General features: G+C 68.9%; 17 protein-coding genes. All 17 read right to left on the reverse strand.

What is annotated here, in order from left to right; all coding sequences use genetic code 11:
• Positions 1-998 precede the first annotated feature (998 nt).
• The 17 genes from Q8791_RS17030 to Q8791_RS17110 all read right to left on the reverse strand — a co-directional run bounded on the left by Q8791_RS17030 (position 999) and on the right by Q8791_RS17110 (position 19,582).
• Complete coding sequence (locus tag Q8791_RS17030) at positions 999-3,491, reverse strand: OmpA family protein (RefSeq protein ID WP_330092699.1); 2,493 nt, start codon at positions 3,489-3,491, stop codon at positions 999-1,001.
• 82 nt (positions 3,492-3,573) lie between these two features.
• Complete coding sequence (locus Q8791_RS17035; protein ID WP_330092700.1) at positions 3,574-4,011, reverse strand: pilus assembly protein TadG-related protein; 438 nt, start codon at positions 4,009-4,011, stop codon at positions 3,574-3,576.
• On the reverse strand, positions 4,008-4,451 hold the full coding sequence (locus Q8791_RS17040; protein WP_330092701.1) for a TadE/TadG family type IV pilus assembly protein: 444 nt from the start codon (positions 4,449-4,451) through the stop codon (positions 4,008-4,010). Before Q8791_RS17040 ends, Q8791_RS17035 begins: the two co-directional genes overlap by 4 nt.
• Positions 4,448-4,780: a hypothetical protein gene (locus Q8791_RS17045; RefSeq protein ID WP_330092702.1), complete on the reverse strand. Its 333-nt coding sequence runs from the start codon at positions 4,778-4,780 to the stop codon at positions 4,448-4,450. The genes Q8791_RS17040 and Q8791_RS17045 overlap by 4 nt, the downstream gene beginning before the upstream one ends.
• A gap of 68 nt (positions 4,781-4,848) precedes the next feature.
• Positions 4,849-5,007 (reverse strand): hypothetical protein, encoded by a 159-nt coding sequence (locus Q8791_RS17050; protein WP_330092703.1) that lies wholly within the window; start codon positions 5,005-5,007, stop codon positions 4,849-4,851.
• A gap of 59 nt (positions 5,008-5,066) precedes the next feature.
• Positions 5,067-5,948, reverse strand: a complete 882-nt coding sequence (locus Q8791_RS17055) for a type II secretion system F family protein (protein ID WP_330092704.1) — start codon at positions 5,946-5,948, stop codon at positions 5,067-5,069.
• The gene (locus Q8791_RS17060; protein ID WP_330092705.1) at positions 5,945-6,628 is read right to left on the reverse strand and encodes a type II secretion system F family protein; all 684 of its coding nucleotides are present in this window, start codon (positions 6,626-6,628) and stop codon (positions 5,945-5,947) included. The genes Q8791_RS17055 and Q8791_RS17060 overlap by 4 nt, the downstream gene beginning before the upstream one ends.
• A 209-nt stretch (positions 6,629-6,837) precedes the next feature.
• The gene (locus tag Q8791_RS17065) at positions 6,838-8,142 is read right to left on the reverse strand and encodes a CpaF family protein (RefSeq protein ID WP_330092786.1); all 1,305 of its coding nucleotides are present in this window, start codon (positions 8,140-8,142) and stop codon (positions 6,838-6,840) included.
• A 5-nt stretch (positions 8,143-8,147) separates the two neighbouring features.
• Positions 8,148-8,945 (reverse strand): hypothetical protein, encoded by a 798-nt coding sequence (locus tag Q8791_RS17070; protein WP_330092706.1) that lies wholly within the window; start codon positions 8,943-8,945, stop codon positions 8,148-8,150.
• A gap of 83 nt (positions 8,946-9,028) precedes the next feature.
• On the reverse strand, positions 9,029-9,787 hold the full coding sequence (locus Q8791_RS17075; RefSeq protein ID WP_330092707.1) for an SAF domain-containing protein: 759 nt from the start codon (positions 9,785-9,787) through the stop codon (positions 9,029-9,031).
• A 33-nt stretch (positions 9,788-9,820) separates the two neighbouring features.
• The gene (locus tag Q8791_RS17080; RefSeq protein ID WP_330092708.1) at positions 9,821-10,339 is read right to left on the reverse strand and encodes a hypothetical protein; all 519 of its coding nucleotides are present in this window, start codon (positions 10,337-10,339) and stop codon (positions 9,821-9,823) included.
• 326 nt (positions 10,340-10,665) lie between these two features.
• Positions 10,666-11,199: a hypothetical protein gene (locus Q8791_RS17085; RefSeq protein ID WP_330092709.1), complete on the reverse strand. Its 534-nt coding sequence runs from the start codon at positions 11,197-11,199 to the stop codon at positions 10,666-10,668.
• Positions 11,200-12,488: 1,289 nt separating this feature from the next.
• The gene (locus tag Q8791_RS17090; RefSeq protein ID WP_330092710.1) at positions 12,489-13,556 is read right to left on the reverse strand and encodes a C40 family peptidase; all 1,068 of its coding nucleotides are present in this window, start codon (positions 13,554-13,556) and stop codon (positions 12,489-12,491) included.
• Positions 13,553-14,437 carry a replication-relaxation family protein gene (locus Q8791_RS17095; protein WP_407942016.1) on the reverse strand — a complete coding sequence of 295 codons (885 nt, stop codon included), beginning with the start codon at positions 14,435-14,437 and terminating at the stop codon, positions 13,553-13,555. The genes Q8791_RS17090 and Q8791_RS17095 overlap by 4 nt, the downstream gene beginning before the upstream one ends.
• Positions 14,434-16,779, reverse strand: a complete 2,346-nt coding sequence (locus tag Q8791_RS17100; RefSeq protein WP_330092711.1) for a type IV secretory system conjugative DNA transfer family protein — start codon at positions 16,777-16,779, stop codon at positions 14,434-14,436. Before Q8791_RS17100 ends, Q8791_RS17095 begins: the two co-directional genes overlap by 4 nt.
• The gene (locus Q8791_RS17105) at positions 16,779-18,626 is read right to left on the reverse strand and encodes a VirB4 family type IV secretion system protein (RefSeq protein WP_330092712.1); all 1,848 of its coding nucleotides are present in this window, start codon (positions 18,624-18,626) and stop codon (positions 16,779-16,781) included. The genes Q8791_RS17100 and Q8791_RS17105 overlap by 1 nt, the downstream gene beginning before the upstream one ends.
• Positions 18,626-19,582 (reverse strand): PrgI family protein, encoded by a 957-nt coding sequence (locus Q8791_RS17110; protein WP_330092713.1) that lies wholly within the window; start codon positions 19,580-19,582, stop codon positions 18,626-18,628. The genes Q8791_RS17105 and Q8791_RS17110 overlap by 1 nt, the downstream gene beginning before the upstream one ends.
• Positions 19,583-19,604: the final 22 nt, after the last annotated feature.

Genomic DNA, 19,604 nt, shown 5'->3' on the forward strand with positions numbered 1-19,604 from the left:
CCGGCGGGCCCGATCGCTGGCCCCCTGGGTGCGGTACAGGTGCACCGCGTGTCCCCTAGCGGCCAACTCTCGGGCGATCGCCTCCTCATAGTCGGTGGCCACCTGGGCCGCCCGTCGGGCACGGGCCCGGTTCGCGATCTGGGCCGCCGTGGGCGGCCTCGAACGGGCGAAAACCCGCCCGGACATGAATCCGATAACGCGCAATGTGCGCATTGGCAAACCCCCTATAATGGCCGGTTGTTTTGCTTTGGCGGTCCGAGGTTCGCTTGGTGACCCGTCATTGTCAAGTCGTGTCGCGAACCTTTTTTCACCTACCCCGTGAACGGCGTGCTTTCCGGGGTTGAACCCAATGTGATCTTGGGTGATGCGGGTTTGTCAACTCGCGTCGCGGGAAATTTTTCCCGTCACCCCGGAACCGTGTTTCCGTTTCGGGAACACCCCAATAGCAACTTGGCCAACGGGGGGCTGTCAACTCGTGTCGCGTGCTTTTTCAAAGAATTTTTCGGCGCGCGTTCCGAAGGAAGGAAGCGCGCCTACGCGCGTGCGCGCGTGTGAGGCCGGCTCGGGGCATGCCAGAGGCCGGCCTGGGTGATCACCATTTCTATTCGTGGCGCGAATCTGGGCGATCATCACGCACTACAGTAATGGTTATTAGAGTGGTTATTTGGTGTGTGGAAAATGGAGAGGGAGGAAGAGGAGGAGGGGAGGGGTAGGCCGTAGGCCAGGGGGAGGGGCGGGTCGGCCGGTAGGTCGACCCGCCGCTGGAGGAGGGGGCGGCCCGCCCCTACGTGGAGTTAACTACCCACCGGGTATAAGTCTGGGCACGCGGTGGACCACCTGAGTAGCCCCTGACCTGCATCGATAAGCCTGGTGGGGTGCTCCAAGAGCGTGGACCGGCCGCTGGACCGGTCGTTGGCCCCCCTGTTGGGCCAGGCTCACGGCGCTCTCACTCGCGGGGGCGGGCCTCGCAGGAGTGTGGTGAGCCGGATCCTGAGGCCCTACAGCGAGGTGGGGGCGCAGTCGCGGACGATGCGTCGGCTCTCGCAGCTGGGGCTCTCTCCGAGGCTTTCGAGGTTCTCTTTCAGGGCACGGTAGGACCGATGGGCGCCTTCGGGAGACCCGATGTCCCGGTGGGCCACCATTATACGTTGATAGAGCGGCTCATTGCATGCATCGAACGAAATTGCTTTTTCTAGATAGTGAATCCTATCCGATCCAAGTTCGGCGGATTCCGCGAGGTTGACGCACACGTCGACGATTTCTTTAACGCACCGCTCCCGCGCTGGCAGTATCCAGTCCTCATGGCGCCCGCACAGGAGGTTCTCCTTGTGCATACCCAGAACCCTCTCTCGGTGGCCTTGAGGTGCATTTCCTTCTTCCTTGCGTAGCGCAGAAGTCGCCCGGAGGAACTGCCACAGGTCGACGTCGAAGACTGACTCGTCTATGCGGTACAAGCCCTGGTCGTTCAGGATGATCTGTTCACCAGGGATATGCAGTAGTTCCCGCAGGGTGGCGCGCAGACTGTGAATGGCGTTGCGGCGGCGGGCTGTGACCTTGACCGGGTCGGCATCGGCGAAGCACACATCGGCGATCTGCTCTGCGTCGGCCCCTTCGGGGTGCAGGGCGAGGAAGGCCAGGAGGGTACGGGCAACGGTGCGCAGCCCTGTCACGGGCTGCCCGTGGAAGGTGAGCACAGGCTCTGAGGCGAACAACCTCACCTGTACCCGGTGGGGAGTCTCGCTCGCACTCTCCTCGCCCTCACACTCTGCGACAGGGCCAGGTGTGGCCTCTGGTACGGGTGCGGCCTCCGGACGCGCCGGGTCCGGCGCCACGGCGTTGGTGTCGGTGGCGGACCGGACCCGATACCGCAGTGGTAGGGGGAGGACGGTTTCGCCTTGTGGTGAACGCAGGTGGATCCGGCCGAGGTCATCGCACTGGACGACGGCCCCCAACGGTCCGGGGTCACCAAGCACGCCGGCTACCGTCCCCGGGGTAGCGGTCAGCATCTGGAGCAGATCCGCTCCGGTGTCCAGGTCGCCGGCCTCACACACCACCAGCATCCTCGGGTGAACTGTCAAGGGCTGCCCGTCCCCGCGTGGGCCGTCCTCCTCGTCCAAGCTGCACCGCTCGGCGGTGAGGAGCTCCGTTTCCACCGCGATCCGCGCGCCGGGGATATCGGCCACGACCCGCAGACCCGACGGAAGTGCCTCGGCCCCGCCCAGCCTCGCCACAGCAGCGCGGGTAGCGACCACCGGCCTTGGAGCGTGGTCGGTCACCACCGCTGCCAGAACCGGCACAGCGTGGGCTCCGACGAACGCGATCCCTCCGCGACCGTCCACCCGGACCGTGTCGGAGACGAGCACGTACCCGTCCTCGTCGATAACACCGCGGTCGAGCCCGAGCGGGTCCTCGCGCAGCAGTCCACTCTCACCCGGTACGGGCTCCGCGGTGGCCAACGATGCGAGATCTGCTCCCGCGTCGTCGGGTGCCTGGGCTTCCCTCGCGGGCTGTTCGCGGCGGGTGCGACCGTGCCGGCGTCCGGCCACGTACCCCACGCCCACACCAGCGGCCCCGGCCACGGTACCGACCAGGGCCGCATTGGGGCCGGGGCTCTGCCCGCTCGCGGTCGCCACGTCCAGCCGCACCCGTTCTTGGACAGACTCGGTGTCAGGGGCCTGGTCGACCTCAGACTCTTCCGCCGGTTCTGGAGCAATGGGTGGCTGGAGCGCGTAAGCGACATCGACTCGCCGATACTCCCCGTATGACACCTGGGGGTCGTCTGGTGGTTGGGTGGATCCCGCCCCCAGGACCTCGAACTCGACCTCCTCCCCCAGGTGTTGGGCGAGGTAGCCCGCGACCGCCTGAGCCCGCTGCTCGGACAAGTACTGGTTGTAAGCGGGGGCGCCGACGGGGTCAGTGTGCCCGGTGACCGTGACCGGCACGTCGGGCGCACCAAAGTCGTTGATCATGCCGAGGGTCGGTTCGAGAGACTCCTTCATCTCAGGGCTGAGCTTGTCCGAGTCGAAGCCGAACCCGGACAGGGTGCGGGTACGGTCAACCACCCTGCTCTCCTGATCCCCGGCCTGTTTGCCGGTTGCGTGCTCCGTTTGCGGTCCGTGGCCGGGCTCGTGCTGGGCCGGGGCTTCGGCCACGATGTCGGTCCGCGCTGCGAGGGCGGAGGTGTGCGTGCTGGCCGCGGTAGTGCCGCCGGCGAGCAGCACCCATATCAGCCGCACCAACCCCACCCTGGGCACCAGGCCGCGGAGCAGAGCGATGACGTCCAGGACGACGACGACCAGGTGGGCTCCCCATAGCCCCCACAGGATCACCACCAGAGCGGCGATGACGAGCTCGTCGGGGACGGTTCCCCCGCGTAGGTACTGCCAGAACCAGGTCCAGGTGGTCTCTTCCTCGATCGGCCATCCCAACCGGGTGGCCAACCACGCCGGCCCGATCAGCATCACCACCGTGACCAGGGCTTCGCCCGCCACGGACCAAGGGCTTCGCGGCATGCCTCTGCCTTTCTGTGTCGGACTGGTCCTGGAACGCCTCACACCACTTCTCGTGAGGGCGTCATCTTGGCGAGGGTTGGAGAGCCGCCGCGCTGGCCTGCACCTCGATCTGTTGTTCACCGATCGGGAGCAGATTCGGGGTGTACGCAGTGCGGGCCAGCACTACCACCCGCTCTCCGACGACCGAGACCTGACCGCTCATCCCCGCCTCATGCAGGTGGTCGGTGGCCGCCTGGCGGGCACCGTCCGGATCCAGCACTGGTGCGCCCTCGCCGAGGGTCGCCGCTGGATCGACCTGGTGGGCGCCCACCCGGGCTGCCGAGTGCGCGACGGTCAGCAGCTCCGACTTGGCAACAAGGGCCTGGCCGGCCTCGACCACGAGAGCGAACACGACCGCTATGACAGGGATGAGCATGATGAGAAATACCGACGCGTGCCCATCGTCGCTGCGACGGGCACGGTTGCGGCGGTGGTGGCGTACTGGGTCGACGCGGGTCATGGGGCCCCTTCCCGGTAGGGGTCGACCGGGGAGGTGGCGGCCGCGGACAGGGTGCGCTGACCGCCGAACCCGCCCAGGTCAACGAGGGTCACCGTGCATGCCACCGCTACCTCAACCGTCCCGCCGGGGGCGAAACGGGTGGCGTCCGCCGAGGCGGTGAAGCGGGCGCAGACCACCCCGCGACCCGCCAGCTCCCGCTCGGCTGTCTGGTGGGCGTGCGTCTGGGCGGAGGCAGGGTCGCGTTGCAGGGACGCGGCCCGCGCCGCCGCCGCTGCGGCGTCCTGGGTGATCAACGCGGCCGAGACCTGACGGCCCGCCACCACCATCAACACCAAAGCCAGGAGCAGAACCGGAACCAGGAGGGTCAGTTCCACCGACGCGCTCCCCGCGTCGTTGCGGAGGTACCGTCTGCGCTGCGGTTGCCGTGTCGGAAAGTTCATGGGACGAGGCGTTCGACCGGACCGAACATCTCAGAGGCCACCGGAACTCCCATCCCCGGCAGCAGACTCACCGCCTTGCCTGTCACCCGTACCCGGGCCAGGTACGCACTGCGGTCGATGTCGACTTCCATCGTCCGTAGCACCCCGCCGCCGAGTTGCTCCTGGGCCTGCTCGGCCCGCTCATTCGCCCCGGCGGTGGTGCCGTCGAATGCGCGGGCTGCCGCCAGGGTCTGGGAGGCGATCGCTTGGGCCCGGTGCTGGGCGTGCGCCCACAACCCCACCTGCACCACGGCGAGCACCATCACGAACGTGATCGGGAGAATGAACAAGGGCTCAGCGCTGCCTCGGTCGCTCCGGCTCGCCCACCTTCGACGGACACGCAGTCGGTTCAGCCTGGTCACCGGTTCACGCCCAGGTCGATGGACTCGGCCGCCGTGGTGAACTCCCCCACCAGAATCGCTCCGACAACGGTGGCGATGGTGATGGCCACCATGATCGTCAGGACCCATTCCGTGGTAGCCGACCCCGCATCGGACGTGGCTTTGCGTGGTGGCATGAACCATGTGCGTGCACGATGGTGTGTACGCCGAAAAACACCTTTCAACCTGAACCCCTTTAGAAACCGGCCATCACGTGGGTGAGGGCGACGAAGCAGATCAACAGGAGGAAGCCGCTGACCAGGCCCATGGTGGGCAGGGTCATCCGCTCGGTGGCCGCGTGCGCCGCAGCTTCGGCCTCCGCCAATCGGCGGGCCCGCAGCGAGGCGGCCTTCGCGGTCAGGGAACTCCGGGTGCGCGCCCCCGAGGTCCCGCCCAGCCGCAACGACGCCGCCAACTCCGCCAACTCCCGCACCTCGGTCTCCCGCGCGAGGGCTTCGAGCCCTTCCCACGGGGGCTGGTGTCGCAGGGTCGCGGCGTTGACCGCGTTGCGAATGCGCTCTGGCGCCCGCCCCTGCCCGTGCTGCAGTGCCGTAGTCAAAGCCCCTGTACTGCCCGCTCCGGCAGCCAGCCCCATCACGACCAGGTCTGCCAACGCCGACGTCGTAGCGCGAAGGTCGGCCCGCTGTTCGGTCGCGGCGCTGCGAGCCGCCAGGTCCGGGGCGAAGAAACATGTACCGACGACCGCGCCCGAGACCGCGAGCAGCACGGCAGATGCTGCGCCGGGCAGGACGACACCGACCGCGATGACCAGCACGAGGGTGAGGAGGAGCCCGAGCCCGGACGCAGCAGCTTTCTCCGCCCGGTAATCCTCCACCGGGGTACCCGCTACCGCGAGCGTCCTGGTCATGACCGGCCCCGGGATACCCGCATTGGCGAGCAGGCCGCTCGCGCGTTGCCCGGCCCGTCGTGCCCACCCCCCGCCAGGGGCGGACCGTGGCTGCGGCTCGGGGCGCGGGGTGAGGCGCTCGGCCAGGGCGGGGCGGCGCAACCCGTAGGCGGCAGCCCACACCCCCGCTCCGACCATGGTTCCGGCCAGGCCCAGCATCGCCGCGTTCACCAGGCACCCCCAACAGCATCGTCTGGTACAGGTGTGAAGGGACGTGCTTGCCGGGGCAGCGAGGCCAAGCGTGCCAGCCACAAGAACGACACCGCCCACAATCCTCCGACCACGCCGAGGACGAGCTGTCCGGAGAAGGTACCCAACGGTTGAAGGAAGCCGGGGTTGAACGCGACCATCGCCATCAGCATGAACGTGGTGGCACCGGCGATGATCCGCACCGAGGACCGCACCCTCGCACGCGAGGCCGACACCTTCGCCACCGTGATCGCCCGCTCCCGAGCGGCCTCGGCCAAACGCGACAGCGCCCCGGCGACCTCCCCGCTGTGGCGGGACGCACCCATGGTCAGGGTGATGGCTATCAGATCGCCGAGGTCGGAGCCGACCTCGCGGGCGAACAGCACAGCCGCTTGTTCCATGGACTGGCCCGTGCGTAGCCGCGCCTCCAACCCCTGAACCGGCTTTCGGATCAGCTCAGGGGCGACCGGCACGGTCGCGGTGATGGCCTGGTGCAGCCCCGAGGCCCCGGTGATCATGTCCCGCAGCTGCTCGGCCCAGGACGCCAACGCCTCGGCCAGGTCGGCCTCGGTCTGGGCGGTGGTATCGGGGCCGAGCAGGGCGGGCATCCACCACCCGGCCGCCGCGGCGAGCACCGCCCCCACCGGCCACCCAGTCACCACACCAACCACCACCCCGGTACTAGCGGAGGCCGCCAGACGCAGCCGTGTTCGGCGTTGGCTCAGTGCCGCCGTCCACCGTGGCGGGGAGACCACATCCGGGGTTGTGCGCCGAGGAAGGAGAGTGAACGTGTACGCGGCGCAGGCTATACCGGCCCCCACCAGCACCCCTCCCAGGGCAGGTCCGCCCACACCCCAGTCCCACCACAGCGTCATGACGTCCACCCCCGCATCGCATACCCCGCGCGCCCCAACCGTTGGGCGACCAGACCGGACGGAGCACACACCACCGCTCCCGTGGGTTCGGTGGGTTCTCGCACATAGAGCTCGTTGGAGATGACCTGGTCCCCCTCCGAGCCCACGACCTCGCGCACGCTCGCCACGACACGCTCCCCGTCCGGGGTGGTGTCGATGTGCACCACCAGGTGCACAGCGGTCCCCGCCAGCAACGCGGTGGCCGAGGTGCTCAGGCGTTCCGAGGATTGGGCGCAGTACGCGGCCAGCTTCGCGAACACCTGCTGGCTGGAGGAGGCGTGGATCGTGGACATCGACCCGTCGGTGCCCATACTCATCGCGTTGAGCAGCGCCAGCGTTTCCGGCCCCCTGGTCTCTCCGACGATGACCCGGTCCGGGCACATCCGCAGCGCTGCGCGCACCAGTTCCGCGAGGCTGACTTCTCCCAGGCCTTCGACGTTCGCAGGACGGCCCTGCAACGCCACCACGTCGGCGTCGGAGAGATGGCGGTGCAGGCCCAGTTCGAGGGAGTCCTCGACCGTGATGACCCGTTCGTTCCCGACGGTGCCCAACAGCGCCCGAAGCAACGTGGTCTTGCCCGCGTTCGTCGCCCCGGAGACAATCATGTTCAATCTGCCCCTGACCGCCGCAAGAAGGAGGTCTTGGGCCCCCTGGTCGACCATGCCCGACCGGGCCAGATCCCCCAACCGCAGATGCCGGGCGGGGTGGCGGCGGATCGTCACGGTCGGGCGGGCCGCTACCCCCGGCATCACCGCCGACAACCGTGACCCGTCCGCGAGTTCCATGGACAGGATCGGCGCGGCCACATCGAACCGCCTCTCCCCACCCGGTGCGCGGACAGCGGCCCGCTGCACCAACGCGACGAGGTCGGTGTCCGTGTCCACCACGGCGGGGCGGCGTTCCCGGTGGCCTCCGCCGCAGTCCACGACCACCGGGTCGTTGCCCGTGATGTGGATGTTCTGCACGCCGGGCTCGGCCAGCAGCTCCTCCAACGGCCCCAGCCCCAGAACATGGTCCAAGACGAGTTGGCGCAACCGGAACTCGTCTGCCGGTACTGCCGTGCCCCGGATCAGGGCGGTGCGTGCTCGCTCCTCCAGCAGGGTGTCCACAAGTCGGCCCACCTGATCACTGCTCACCGTCTCGTCGGGGTGAGTGATGAGCTGTTCGGAGACCCGGCCGGCCAGCGCCACCGCAGCCGTGCGCACTTCGTCCTCGTCCGGGGACTGCCCGGGAAGGGGGGCGAGTCGGGGCGTGTCGTGCATCGTCGTCACGCCGCGCTCACCTCCACTGCACGCTGTGGTTTGCTGTCCAGACCAATCCAGGAGAAGTCGTCGCACAATTCCGCCAGTGCTTTGGCGGCCTTGATCAGCGGCATCCACTCCAAGGAGTCGGGGTCGCGTCGCTGGGACCGCCACGCGGCCACACGGTCGCGCACCCGTGTGGGCGGGTGGTGTTCGCCCCGTACGAGTGCTGCTCCCGTGGGGTCGTGGGGGATGCGTCCCCACACGGGCAGTCCGGAGGCGATCTGGGAGACCTCATGGTCCGGGTGCGGGCAGGAGGCGGCGACGGCCAGACCGACCCGGATACCTTCCTCACGTAGTGAGGCCAGGACTGGTGCGCACGCCCGTAGCCGGGCCGCGTTCCCCACCTCCCCCGGATCGGTGAGGGCGATGACGACGTCGGCGTGACGGAGCAGAGCCGCCCCCGCGGACCCTGGCACCGCCCTCCCCACATCCAGCACCGTGACGTGCCCCGCGCGGAGCAGACTCGGGTTGTGGGCGAGCATGGCCACCGCCCTGCCCGCCTCCAACGGGTCGGCGGGCGCAGTCACGACCCGTAGTCCGCCGGGTACCTCCACCGCATGGCGCAGGGTCGCGTCAGCCGCTGATGCGTTGACCACCCCCGTTTCCGCCCAGGCGTCAGCGGTGATCGGTGTCTGGACAGGAACAGACATCCGAGAGGCGGCAGCCAACGACACCAGTCCCGTCTGGCCGGTGTCGAGGCCGCGCCAGGCCGAGATGTCGCCACCCGAGGCGTCGGCCTCCACCAGAACCGGAACCGTCAACAACCCACTCGGCCAGCACGCCGCGACGGCGGTCGCCAGACTCGTCACCCCCGGCGCCCCACTCAAAGAACACAGCGCCACGATCATTCGGGGTCCTCCCCTTCCGTGCCCGCCCGCGCCTGTCCCTGTTCCTGCGGGTTGACCACCGCGACCTGTGCCTGTCCACCCGCGACCGCGCGTGACAGGTCAGCGGCCCGGTCCCGGGGCAGGACTACCTCCACCACCTGCTGTCCTGCGCTGAATCCGTCGCCCTCATCCGCGACGACCCGGTGCACCAGCCCCGTCACCACCCCGGAGGAAGCCTGCGTACCGCTGTCCTGACCGCCGTCTCCTTCGGCCACCTCAGCTGGTGCAATCCCTGTGGGAACCAGGTCCACGGTCGTCCCCTCGACCAGGTCTTGGGGGATCGTGCTCACGGGCACCGCGACCACCGCCTGCCCCGGTTCAGGCCACAAGGCGCTGTCCGCGACAGATGCCGCCACCAGCGGGGACCCGGCGGGCACCGGCCTGGTCAACACCATCCCCTCCACCGTGGCCGGCGGCAGCAGCCGCAGCCCTTCGGCTACTACGGTCTCGGCCGAGGTGACGTCGTCAGCGCTGATCACATGCCCAGCGGGCAGATCAGCGGTGAGCACAGCGACCGTGCGCGTCTCCTCGCCCGCCAACCCCGCCCAAGCGCCCGCCACACCCCCCGTCGCGATCAACGCTCCGGCCAACAAGCCCCACTTCCACCGGCGGCGCGAGGTCGCCGCCAACCGCACCGACTCCCACTCACCGAACGCAGATGGGTTGGTATCTCCAGTTTTTTGGTTTTTCTGCTTAGGATTCGCAAGCGCGACCATCCCACCCCTTTCTCAAGAATGAATTCAGCGATTTCAGCGGATGTGCGTGACCACCGAGTGAATCTCGCTCACGGGCACCGCGACCGTCGACGACGTGGACAGATCCTCTAGGTCACCGCCTCGCCCGTCAGTGGTGGACCAGGACACTCCCCACTCCCATACCGCTGTCACGTCGACCTTCGCCCCGGCTCCTCCTGGAGGTAGGGCGGTATAGGTGTGACCGCAGTCCAGCGAGCCCGCCTCCCGGTACACCGCCTGGGAGAAGACGGTTCCGGGCCCTTCGCAGACCACCTCGTGTCCGTCGCCGGTGTCCCACACGACCTGGGTCGGGGTCGCGACCACCGTCACCGACCCTGCGCTCACCGACGCCGTGGCCGACACCGGATCCCAGTCAGCGGCGTCCACCCACATCCACGACGCCATGTTCACGAACCGCGGTTTGCCCAGAGCAGGGGCGGTCCCGATGTCTGGATCCGGTAGGCGCATCACCGCCCGCGCCTGCTCCGCCAGCACCCGGGGGTCGAACGGCGTCGCCTCCCTGCTTCCACTCACCCCTGTGCCCTCGCACCTGGCCATCCCCCGAGGAAGTTGGAGCGGCCCTTCCTGGCCAGACGTCAAGAACTCAGCATCAGTGAACACACACGGCCGCTCATCTTCTGTCGAGTCCCGGTTCGTGCTTTCCCGAGGGCTCTGCTCGCCCGAGCCCGAGCCGGGGGACGTGCGGGACGAACCCGCGCCAACGCTGCATTCCCCGCCAGAACAATCGGTGGTGGCGAAGAAGCCGCTTTCAGCTGCGACTTCCCGCGCCGGAAAGGCTACGGCCGCCATCACCAGGGCACCGGCAAACCACACACCCCAAGGACGAGAGCGTCCACGGATCAGCATGAGCCGTAGTCCTCCAGCCAGAGATCGTCAACCAACCACCGGCCCCCATGGGCAACGACTGTGGCGGTCACCACCCGTTGCCCGCTTTCCCCCGTAGTGTCTGCTGTCTGCTCTTGGACCGTCCACGCAGAGTCATCAATGCAATCCTCGACCGATACCGAGGCGCCGTCGGTTACATCGACGACTTCGGGACTCATCACGGGTTGTCCTGTGGCCACCACACCGCGCAGCATCGCTGTGGTGAGCTCGAGCGCCTGCCCCGAGGCGTACAGCTCCAGATCCGGATGCCCGACCGCACCCTCATGAGAGCCCTCGACCACCACGTTCCACATACCGCGATAGGCCTCCAGAGCCGATTCCTCAGGCAGCGGGCTGGCAGGCACAGCCAAAGTGGGCGGTGTACGCGAGGGCTGGGTCCCGGGATCGCTCTCCTCGGCCGCGCATCCGGTGAGCACCACCGTCGCCGCTACCACCGAACAGCACACCGCCCGTGCACGCATGCCACCACCGTGTTCCCCATAGGCCACGGCCTAACACCGTGCTTCCGAAGAGTGACACTAGCCACACGCAGAGTTACAGCACAACCCGATTGCCGATACTCACGGTGACGAAAAATGTGAAGAGAACCACCGGGTTTCGATGTCGCACTCCCCACCTGCACAAACACCTCGGGCAACGAATCGGAACGGGGCCGCCTCCCCACGGAGACAGCCCCGAACGTTCCCTGCCCAGGTCAGGCCACAGGCCGCTGCAACGCCTCCCACTGACGCACCAACACCGCCAGTTCGTCCCACACCCCGGGCGCCTGCGCACCGCCCGCCGTGGTGGAGGTCTCCGGCGGGTATACGCCCCGGTGCGACGGGGCCGCTACAGAAGACCTGGCCCGCACCCGCTGTTCGTGTGCGACCAGGTATGGACGAACCCCTCGCACCCCGTCCTCGTCCACGCACCACCCGGGCTCCGGCAAGGCGGTCGGAGCTACCGGCGAGACCGTGGCGTCCCCGCCGACGTAGAGCTGCCGAGTCCGGCCCGCGTGCTCGCGCCGAGACCGGTCATAGCGCCGCACCCACTCCGGTTCCCTCCCCAACGGCGAGGGCGCAGAGACCGGCCTCACATCGCGCCGTGCGCGAACCCTTTTCTCCCCGGCTGGCAGCACCGGGTGTGAGGGCGTCGAGGTCTGCGCTCCCACGATCGCCGCGAGCACCGCACCTATCGCCCATCGCGCTCGGCTCGCCCATCCCCGGCGGCGCCTGCGGTGGCGACCCGTACCCTTGTCCATAGATCTTCCTCCTGGCTGATTCAGGTGGGGGATCACGCCTCGGGTGGTGCGGGAACACCTCCCGAGGCGCCTTCCTTTTCTGTCTTCTCTGTTCTCCTGCGAGGGCCGCCCACCGGGGCGGGGCGGGTGTCAATGGCCTCAGCAGGGTCGTACGCCCCTGCCCGGCTGCGCTTCCTCACCTCGCCCGAAGCGGCCCTGGGGCCCGCTATCCGACCCCTGCGCCCCTCGGAGCCAGGTCGGATCTGGAGATCCCTGCGGCGCGTGCGGGCATGACAAATAACCCCTTTTCTTGCATACGAGAAAAGACGGACAAAGAGAATGGCGGCGCGTTCACCCGGGTTGAACTGCGCTTGCGATGTTTCCCCATACTCGCGAGAAGTTTCAACCCGTTCTGTTCAGAAGAGTCACGGGGCCCGAAAAAAAGGGGGGCTGCGCGGGCGACAACACCCGCGCGGCCTCGTAGCGGCCCCACACGCGCCCCCACCGGGCCGACCGACATGCCTGGCCGGATGGGGCCTGCCCCCGTGTGGGGGCCGGTCAGCCCGGCCGAACGGCGACCGTGAACCGGGCGCTGTAGTAATCGCCGTTCACCGACTCCACCCGGATCACCTGGCCTGTGCGGGGCGCGTTGACCATCTGGCCGCCCCCGACGTACATGGTCACGTGCGAGGGCGGGGCCCCCGACCCGGTGTCGTAGAACAACAGGTCTCCCGGCTGCAGATTCGCCAGGTCCACCCGAGTGCCGGCGTTGACCTGGTCGGTGGTCACTCGCCCGATGCCCACTCCCGCCGCGGCCCACGCCTGCATCGTCAGCCCAGAGCAGTCAAAAGCGTGCGGCCCCGTTCCGCCCCATAGGTACGGCTTGCCGACCTGAGCCAGCGCCCACTCCGCTGCCGCCCGCCCCTGCTCGCTGCTGGCCCCCGAGCCCACCACTGCAACGTCGGCGGCAGCGCGGGCGGCGAGTTCGGTGTAGCGGTCGATGTGCCCCCGCACCTTCCGCACGTAGGAGTTCGACCGGTTGTAGCACAGTAGTGCCCTCTCGAGGTCGTCCTCGTCTGTGAAGTCGATCTCGCCCGCTTCCGGGTCGCTGGCGCACAGGTACACCGCCGCGCTCCACGCCGCGTCGAAGACGTTGTGCGGGTCCGCGACCCCGTCCCCCGACCCGTCGAGCCCGTGGGTGGTCCAGGTGGCGGGCAGGAACTGCATCGGCCCCACCGCCCGGTCGAACTCGGTGTCCCCATCCCATGCCCCCTCGTCGGAGTCGATGTGGGGTGTGGTGTTGCCTCCGGCGCCCGACCCGTCCAGGCGGGGACCGAAGATCGGCGGGTCCACCTTTCCGGCGGAGGAGACCTCACGCCCTCCCGCGTGGTCGGACTCGACCTTCCCGATTCCCGCGAGCACCGGCCAGGTCATCCCGGTACACTCCTGCTGCTCCTTCTCCAGGCGCGTGGCGGCCTGGGCGTAGGCGAGGAGCACCACGTCCGGAATGCCCTCCACCCCCTGTGGCACCGCGGACAGGTGCTGGTCGTCGCCGGCCATCACACCGATGAACACCACCGGCACCAGTAGGAGTGCTCCCGCGCTCGCGGTCGCGAGACGGATCACTCCTGGCTCTCCGTCGAGGCGGGGTGGCGGCGGGCGATATCCACCAGCCTCAGCCGGCCGGGGGAGTCCGTAGCCCGCCATACCGCTTCGGCCGGACCCTGTGCGCCGAGGCGGGCGTGGGTGCTCACGTACACGCCCACCGTGGCCGAGACGGCATCGGCCAGTTTGGCGGCCAGGTGTTCTTCGCGCCGGTCGGAGTGGACCGCGAACAGCACGATCGAGGGCAACTTCGTCTCCCGCGCCAAACGCGTGTACCCACCCATCTTGCGTCGCACCTTCGTCAAAGGTTCGGTGCCGGTGTCGTACTCCCAGAAGGCATCCAGACCCATCCGGCCCTGGTGCCAGCGCATGTAGGCATCGGGGCGGATGTGGCGGCCCCATCGACGTGCGCACTCGCGCTCGTTGTCCCACCGCACGAGCTGGGCGACGGGCAGAGCGCGGGCGGCCTCGGTGGTCAACGCCAGGCATTCGACGAGGCCCAGGATGTGGCCGAGGCGTCCCGAGTGCGCCCAGGCCAGGACGCGATCGTGGCGAAACCCCAGCTCACTGATCTCCACACCTCGATGTTCGGCCACCAGCGCCGCCCCCGTCGGAGCCAGGACCCAGTGATCGGCGATGTGTCGTCCCGGGAACGGTTTGAACCGGTCAACCAGCCCGTACTGATGCAGCTGGAGCATCCTTAGGCGAACACGACGTCCCCCTGCCTGCGGAAAGAACAAACGGTGGAGGTGACCGGTGGTCATGACGTGGTGGTCGTACAGTCCGGCCAGGATCTCCCTGTCCCGGGGGGTCACCCTGGGGGCCAACCGCACCAGGGCCGCCCCGTACTGCGAGCGCTCGAACCCAGTCCCGCCACCCGATGCCGGATTCGGTGGATTCACGCGATGCCCCCGTTCTGCTCCCGCACCTCAACATCGGGCTGTTTCTTGCGAGCACCGTGCTCACGTGCGGCTTCGCGCACCTGAGTGGCCCGCCCTTTGATCCCGTCCGGCAGCGGGCGGGTGCGCACCGTGGCCGCCCCCTGCTCCTTCGCCCCCACCAGCGGGCGCACCGCCGCCTGGTAAGCACCCAAATGGGTCAGGTCATAGGCCCCCAGCACCGGCAGAGTGTGCTGCTGCAGGCTCACCGCGTCATCGGGCGAGGCCGAGAAATACACCTTCGTCCGGGCGTTCGCCGAGACCGCTTTGCGCAGGTCCGCGGGAAGCTGCCCGAGCTCCTGGTGGGCCAGCGTCAGTCCGAGCCGGTAACCACGCGCCTCGGCCAGCATGTCCTCCAGCGAGCCGGGCAGGTTGAGGAAGTTCTGGCACTCGTCCACGTATGCGCACAGGTCCTTGCGCTGAGCCTCGGGGGTGTGGATGCGGGCGGTGACCGCCTGCCAGGTCGCCGCCAACGCGAACGATCCGATCAGCGAGCTGGTGTCCTCACCAAGGCGACCCTTGGGAAGGCGCAGCAGCACCAGGTGGCCGGTGTCGAACAGGGTGGGCAAGTCGACCGTGGACGGCCCTGAGGCCACCACTTGGCGCACCCACTGACGCAACAACGCCGTGCGGAGTTTGTTCAGCACCGGTCCCGTCACCGCGCTGCGGGCCGAGATCGTGAGCCCGGAGTACCAGCCCCAAAAATCCTCCAGCGCTTCGTCCGGGCCGGTGCGGGCGGTGACCTTACCCATCACCTCCTCTCGCAGGACATCGTCGGCCAGCAGACGCGGCACGTCCCCTAACGTCAGAGCCGGGTCGCTGGCACGGGTCAGGGTGAGCGTGGCCGCGCGCAGGATGTCATCGGTCCTGGGCCCCCAGTACTCGGCGTAAATCCTGCGGAAGATCCCTACGACCGTGTCGCTGGTGAAATCCGGATCCCCGCCCTGCAACAGGTTCAACCGAGGCGGCGCCGCCTTGTCGTCGGGGTCGAACAGCACCACCTTGTCCACCGCGTGTTCGGGCAGGCGGGCCAGGATGTCGGTGACCAGGTCCCCGCGCGGGTCGATCACCAGCCCTGCCCTGCCTGCTTCGGCGTCCTGGAGGACGAGGTTGGCGAGCAGCGTGGACTTGCCCGAGCCCGTCTTGCCGAGGATGTGGGTGTGCTGACGTGCCTCGACCACCCCCAAGGCGACCGGACGCCGTGTGCCGGCGTCGCTGTCACCGACCACCCGGGTGTTCTCGCCCCCGCGCGGCACCTGCGGACTCGGTGCCGCAGGCCGCGCCCCCGCCCGCAGGAGCCCGGGGACAGTGGTGTCGGTGGGCAGGTGCGCGATGCCGGCCAACTCGGCGGTGCAGAGCAGGAACCCGTGGCCGAGGAACCTGTTCGCAGCCCACCAGCCGGGCCGGATCATGAAACGGCGGTGCAGGTGGTTGGTACCCGACGTGTAGGAGGCGAACGCAGAGGCGACCCCGTGAGCCCGCCCCCGTAGCCTTTCCTTGGCTTCCTCTCCAGTGTGGGTGGTGGTGAGGATGTAGGCGACATCGCACGTCAGGCGGGGTGAGGACGCTTTGGTCAGGATCGCCCGCACGTCATCTGTTGTCCCCGGCAATGCTGCAGGGCGCGTCCGAACGGTGCCGTGGGCGGTGGGATCCAGGGCATCAACCAGATAGGTCCCCATCCCGTTGTGGCCCTGGAGGCGGGCCGCCGCCGGGCGGGCTCGCGCCGCACGCCGCCCCGTCGCCGGGCGGGCCGTGATCCGCACCAGGGCGTGTTCTCCTTCCACCAGGTCTTCTAGCGCGCCCAGGAGCGGGCGGGAGGGGTCGTCGTCGAACTTCGTGCGCAGCGGGAACGCCTCGGCGCGACCGAGCCGCAGATGGCCACCCGTGGTGTGGGCCCCCGTGGGCAGGGGCGACTCGCCAGAGGCGAGGTGGCGGATGGAGGTGGTGGCTCCGGGCCAGGCCGAGGAGATCGCCCGCTCCACCGTGCCAGGCGGCACGATCCCGGGCACCCATACCTGGAACCGCACCCCGGCCGCTGACGCGATGACTTCCATCGCCAGGTGGGATTGGACCAGCCACCGCGACCAGAACGGCCTGAGCAACCCCATGGTGTGGTTCCAGAACGCGGTCGCGTTCTCCAGCGTGGCTTCGGGCGGGGGCAGGATCTGAACCACCCGCGATTCCTGGGACAGGTAGCGGTGTTGGGCCAGGCGCACCCCCAGCACGGCCGCGCACACCACCGCACCGGCTAGTGGGATGAGTCCGAGCAGGAGGAAGAACCCTCCGCTGAGCAGGAGTTCCACCATCAAGCCACCGCCTCCGTGTCCTGGAACGCGCCCAACTCATCACCGGGTTCGTGCTCCGGCTGGTCGTTCTCGTCTGGTTCCTCCTCGGCTCGGATGGCGGCCAGCTCGGCGGGGTCGGAGGTGATCAGCCGGTGCTCCACCGCTGAGGCGACCGGGTGAAAACCGACTCTCTGGTGCCCGGCGACCAGCAGGGCAGAGCCTCGGGGGGCGGTGCTGACCAGCTGGGTCTCTCCCGCTGAGAGGTGGAAGGTCTCGGCCACCTGGTCCACATTCTGCGGGGCCTGCTTGAGCAGCACTTGGGTGGCGGCGTTGGCGATGACCACCCGCCCCAGGTCCGAGCCGAGCACGTCTCCCACGTCCTGGGTGATCAGGGTCAGCCCCACCCAGTGTTTGCGTCCGGCTTTGGCCAGCCGCGCGAGATAGCGGGCCGCGGCCGGATCCTGCAGCAGCAGCCAGGCCTCGTCCACCACGACCATCCGAGGGCGGGCCGGGCCGTGCGCGGTGACGTGCCGCCAGATCGCATCCACCGCCAGAAGCACCCCGACCGACCGGACCTCGTCCGGCAGGTCCTTCAGCGAGACCACCGTCAGGTGACCGCCGACCTGGCCGGTGGAAGAGCCGTCGAACAAGGTGGCATGCGAACCATGGACGAAGGGCTCCAACCTGCCCGCCAGCTCCTGAGCCACAGAGCAGAGGTCCTCCCCCGCACCGGGGTCGGTCGCCAACTCCTCCAACGAGGCAGCCAGATCCGCAAGAACCGGTGCGGGCCGCCCCCACGTGACCGGATCACGGGTGATCCCGGCTTCGGCGTACGCGGTAACGATCGCCCGGTCCACCACGCTCTTGTCCGTGGCTGACAGTCCGCCGACCATCGCTGCGATGAGCGTGTGCAGGAACAGTGCCCGGGACGTGAACGCCTGCGCATCGGTGGCCTCGGAGGGAAGGGCGAACGGGTTCAACCGCCCTTCCGGGGTGCCCAGGCGGATGATGGTGCCGCCCACCGCCTCAGCCAGGCGAAGGTATTCGCCCTCGGGATCGATGACCGCGACTTCCACCCCCACCAGCAACGACCTGAGGACCTCCAGCTTCGCGAGATAGGACTTTCCCGAGCCCGAGCGTGCGAGGATCACGCTGTTGTGGTTGTCCAGGTCGCCGCAGAACCGGTCCCAGGCCACCAGGCCGCTGCTGTGGGTGTTGGTGCCGTAGACCACGGTGGTCTCGCCCAGGTCCGCGACCAGCTCCGGCGAAGCGAACGGGAGCAGTGTCGCGGCGGCGTCGGTGTCCATGGATCGGCCCATCCCCACCAGGTCGGTGCCCAACGGCAGGGTACAGATCCACCCCTGCAACGCCCGGAACGTCACCGGAACCGTATCCACCAGCAGAGACGCGCACAGCGCCTTGAGCTGTTGGAGTTCAGCCTCCAGCACCTCCAGGGTGGGGGCGTGCACGGCGATGTACACCCCCACCCGGAACAAGCGGCCCTGGCCGGTGGCGATGCGGTCGGCGATCTCGGCGGCGTCCATCGCCGCCGTGACCTGGTGCGGATCCTCCACCCGGCCCTGACCCACACTGCTGCGATATGCCGACTCCAACCGGGCCCGGCGTTTGCGCAGCCGGGTGGCGGCGATCGGTGCCGGTACCGGTTCCAGGTGGAAGCTGATGTCGAGCTGGCCGGGGTAGGTGAGCAACGGTTCAGCCCACCCCACCGACACCTGCCTGGGGTACCCGGTCACCGCCAGGGTCTGGCACACCCCGCCCTCAACTGTCAGGTGGTGTGCCCCCACCTGGACGACCGGCCCACCCATCGCGGGTGACCCCGAGCGTGTCCACCATGTGTGCAGAACCATCAACCCTCCGCCTTCTGGCGTTCGTGGATGTCCTCTGTGCCTGGGCCTTCTTCGGCCGGGTCGGGGTCGGTGAGGTGGACGCCCGGGGCGGCCATCGAGGCGCGCAGCACTTGCTCGGCGGCCTCCCCTTCCAAGACCTGGGTGCGGATGCCCAGGGCGGCAAGCCGGTCCGCGGTGTCCTCAGCCCTGCGTCGCAGCGCCGCCCCCGCCTTGCGTGCGCTCCCGGGTGCGGTGACCACGACCACCACCTGTTGGTGCGAGAGCTCATGGGTGGCGGCCAGCTCGTCCAGGAAGTCCGCGTGCGCCACCGCGGCCTCGGACAGAGCTGGATCGGGCAGGTGGTCGGCGTTGGCTCGCACCATGTTCGTGAACCCCGACAGGTCGGCGCTGCGGCGCTGCACCAAGATCTGCACCGGATCGGACAGCCCGTCCAGCACCCCCGCGAACGACGCCAGCACCTGGTCCTGTTCCCGACCCGAAGCCAGCTGGAACGGCAGCGTGGTGCAGGCGATCATCACCGCGCACCGCCCACCCAGATCGATCATCCCGCCCTGAGTAACGGCAGAGGCGGGGAGGCGTAGCGGCTCCAACCGGGGTGCTCGACGCAGCCGGGGCGCCCACCGGGGCAAGCCCGGAACCTGCCCCGACGGTGCGGGGACCAGGTGCTTGGGTGAGCGCGCCCATACCAACGCGTAGGCGGCGACGCGTTCCAGGCCTTGGCCGTCGCGCTCGCCCAAAGCGACGGCGATGACCGCGCCCAGCACCGGGGCCAGGGCCATCGCGATCACCCACGATGGCGCGTGGTCGCGCAGGAGCAGGTAGGTCCCCCACCCTCCGACCAGGGCCGGGGCGATGATCAGACACTGGCGTGCGGTCAGGCCGAACACCAGGGGTTCGGGCCGGTCGATGTCAGCGGGGATGCGTCCCCGCCACCCTGGTGCTTCGTCGGATGTCACAAGCGCCCCTCCATCTCACTCG

This window comes from Nocardiopsis codii, from assembly GCF_036327455.1.
Taxonomy (GTDB): Bacteria; Actinomycetota; Actinomycetes; order Streptosporangiales; family Streptosporangiaceae; genus Nocardiopsis; species Nocardiopsis codii.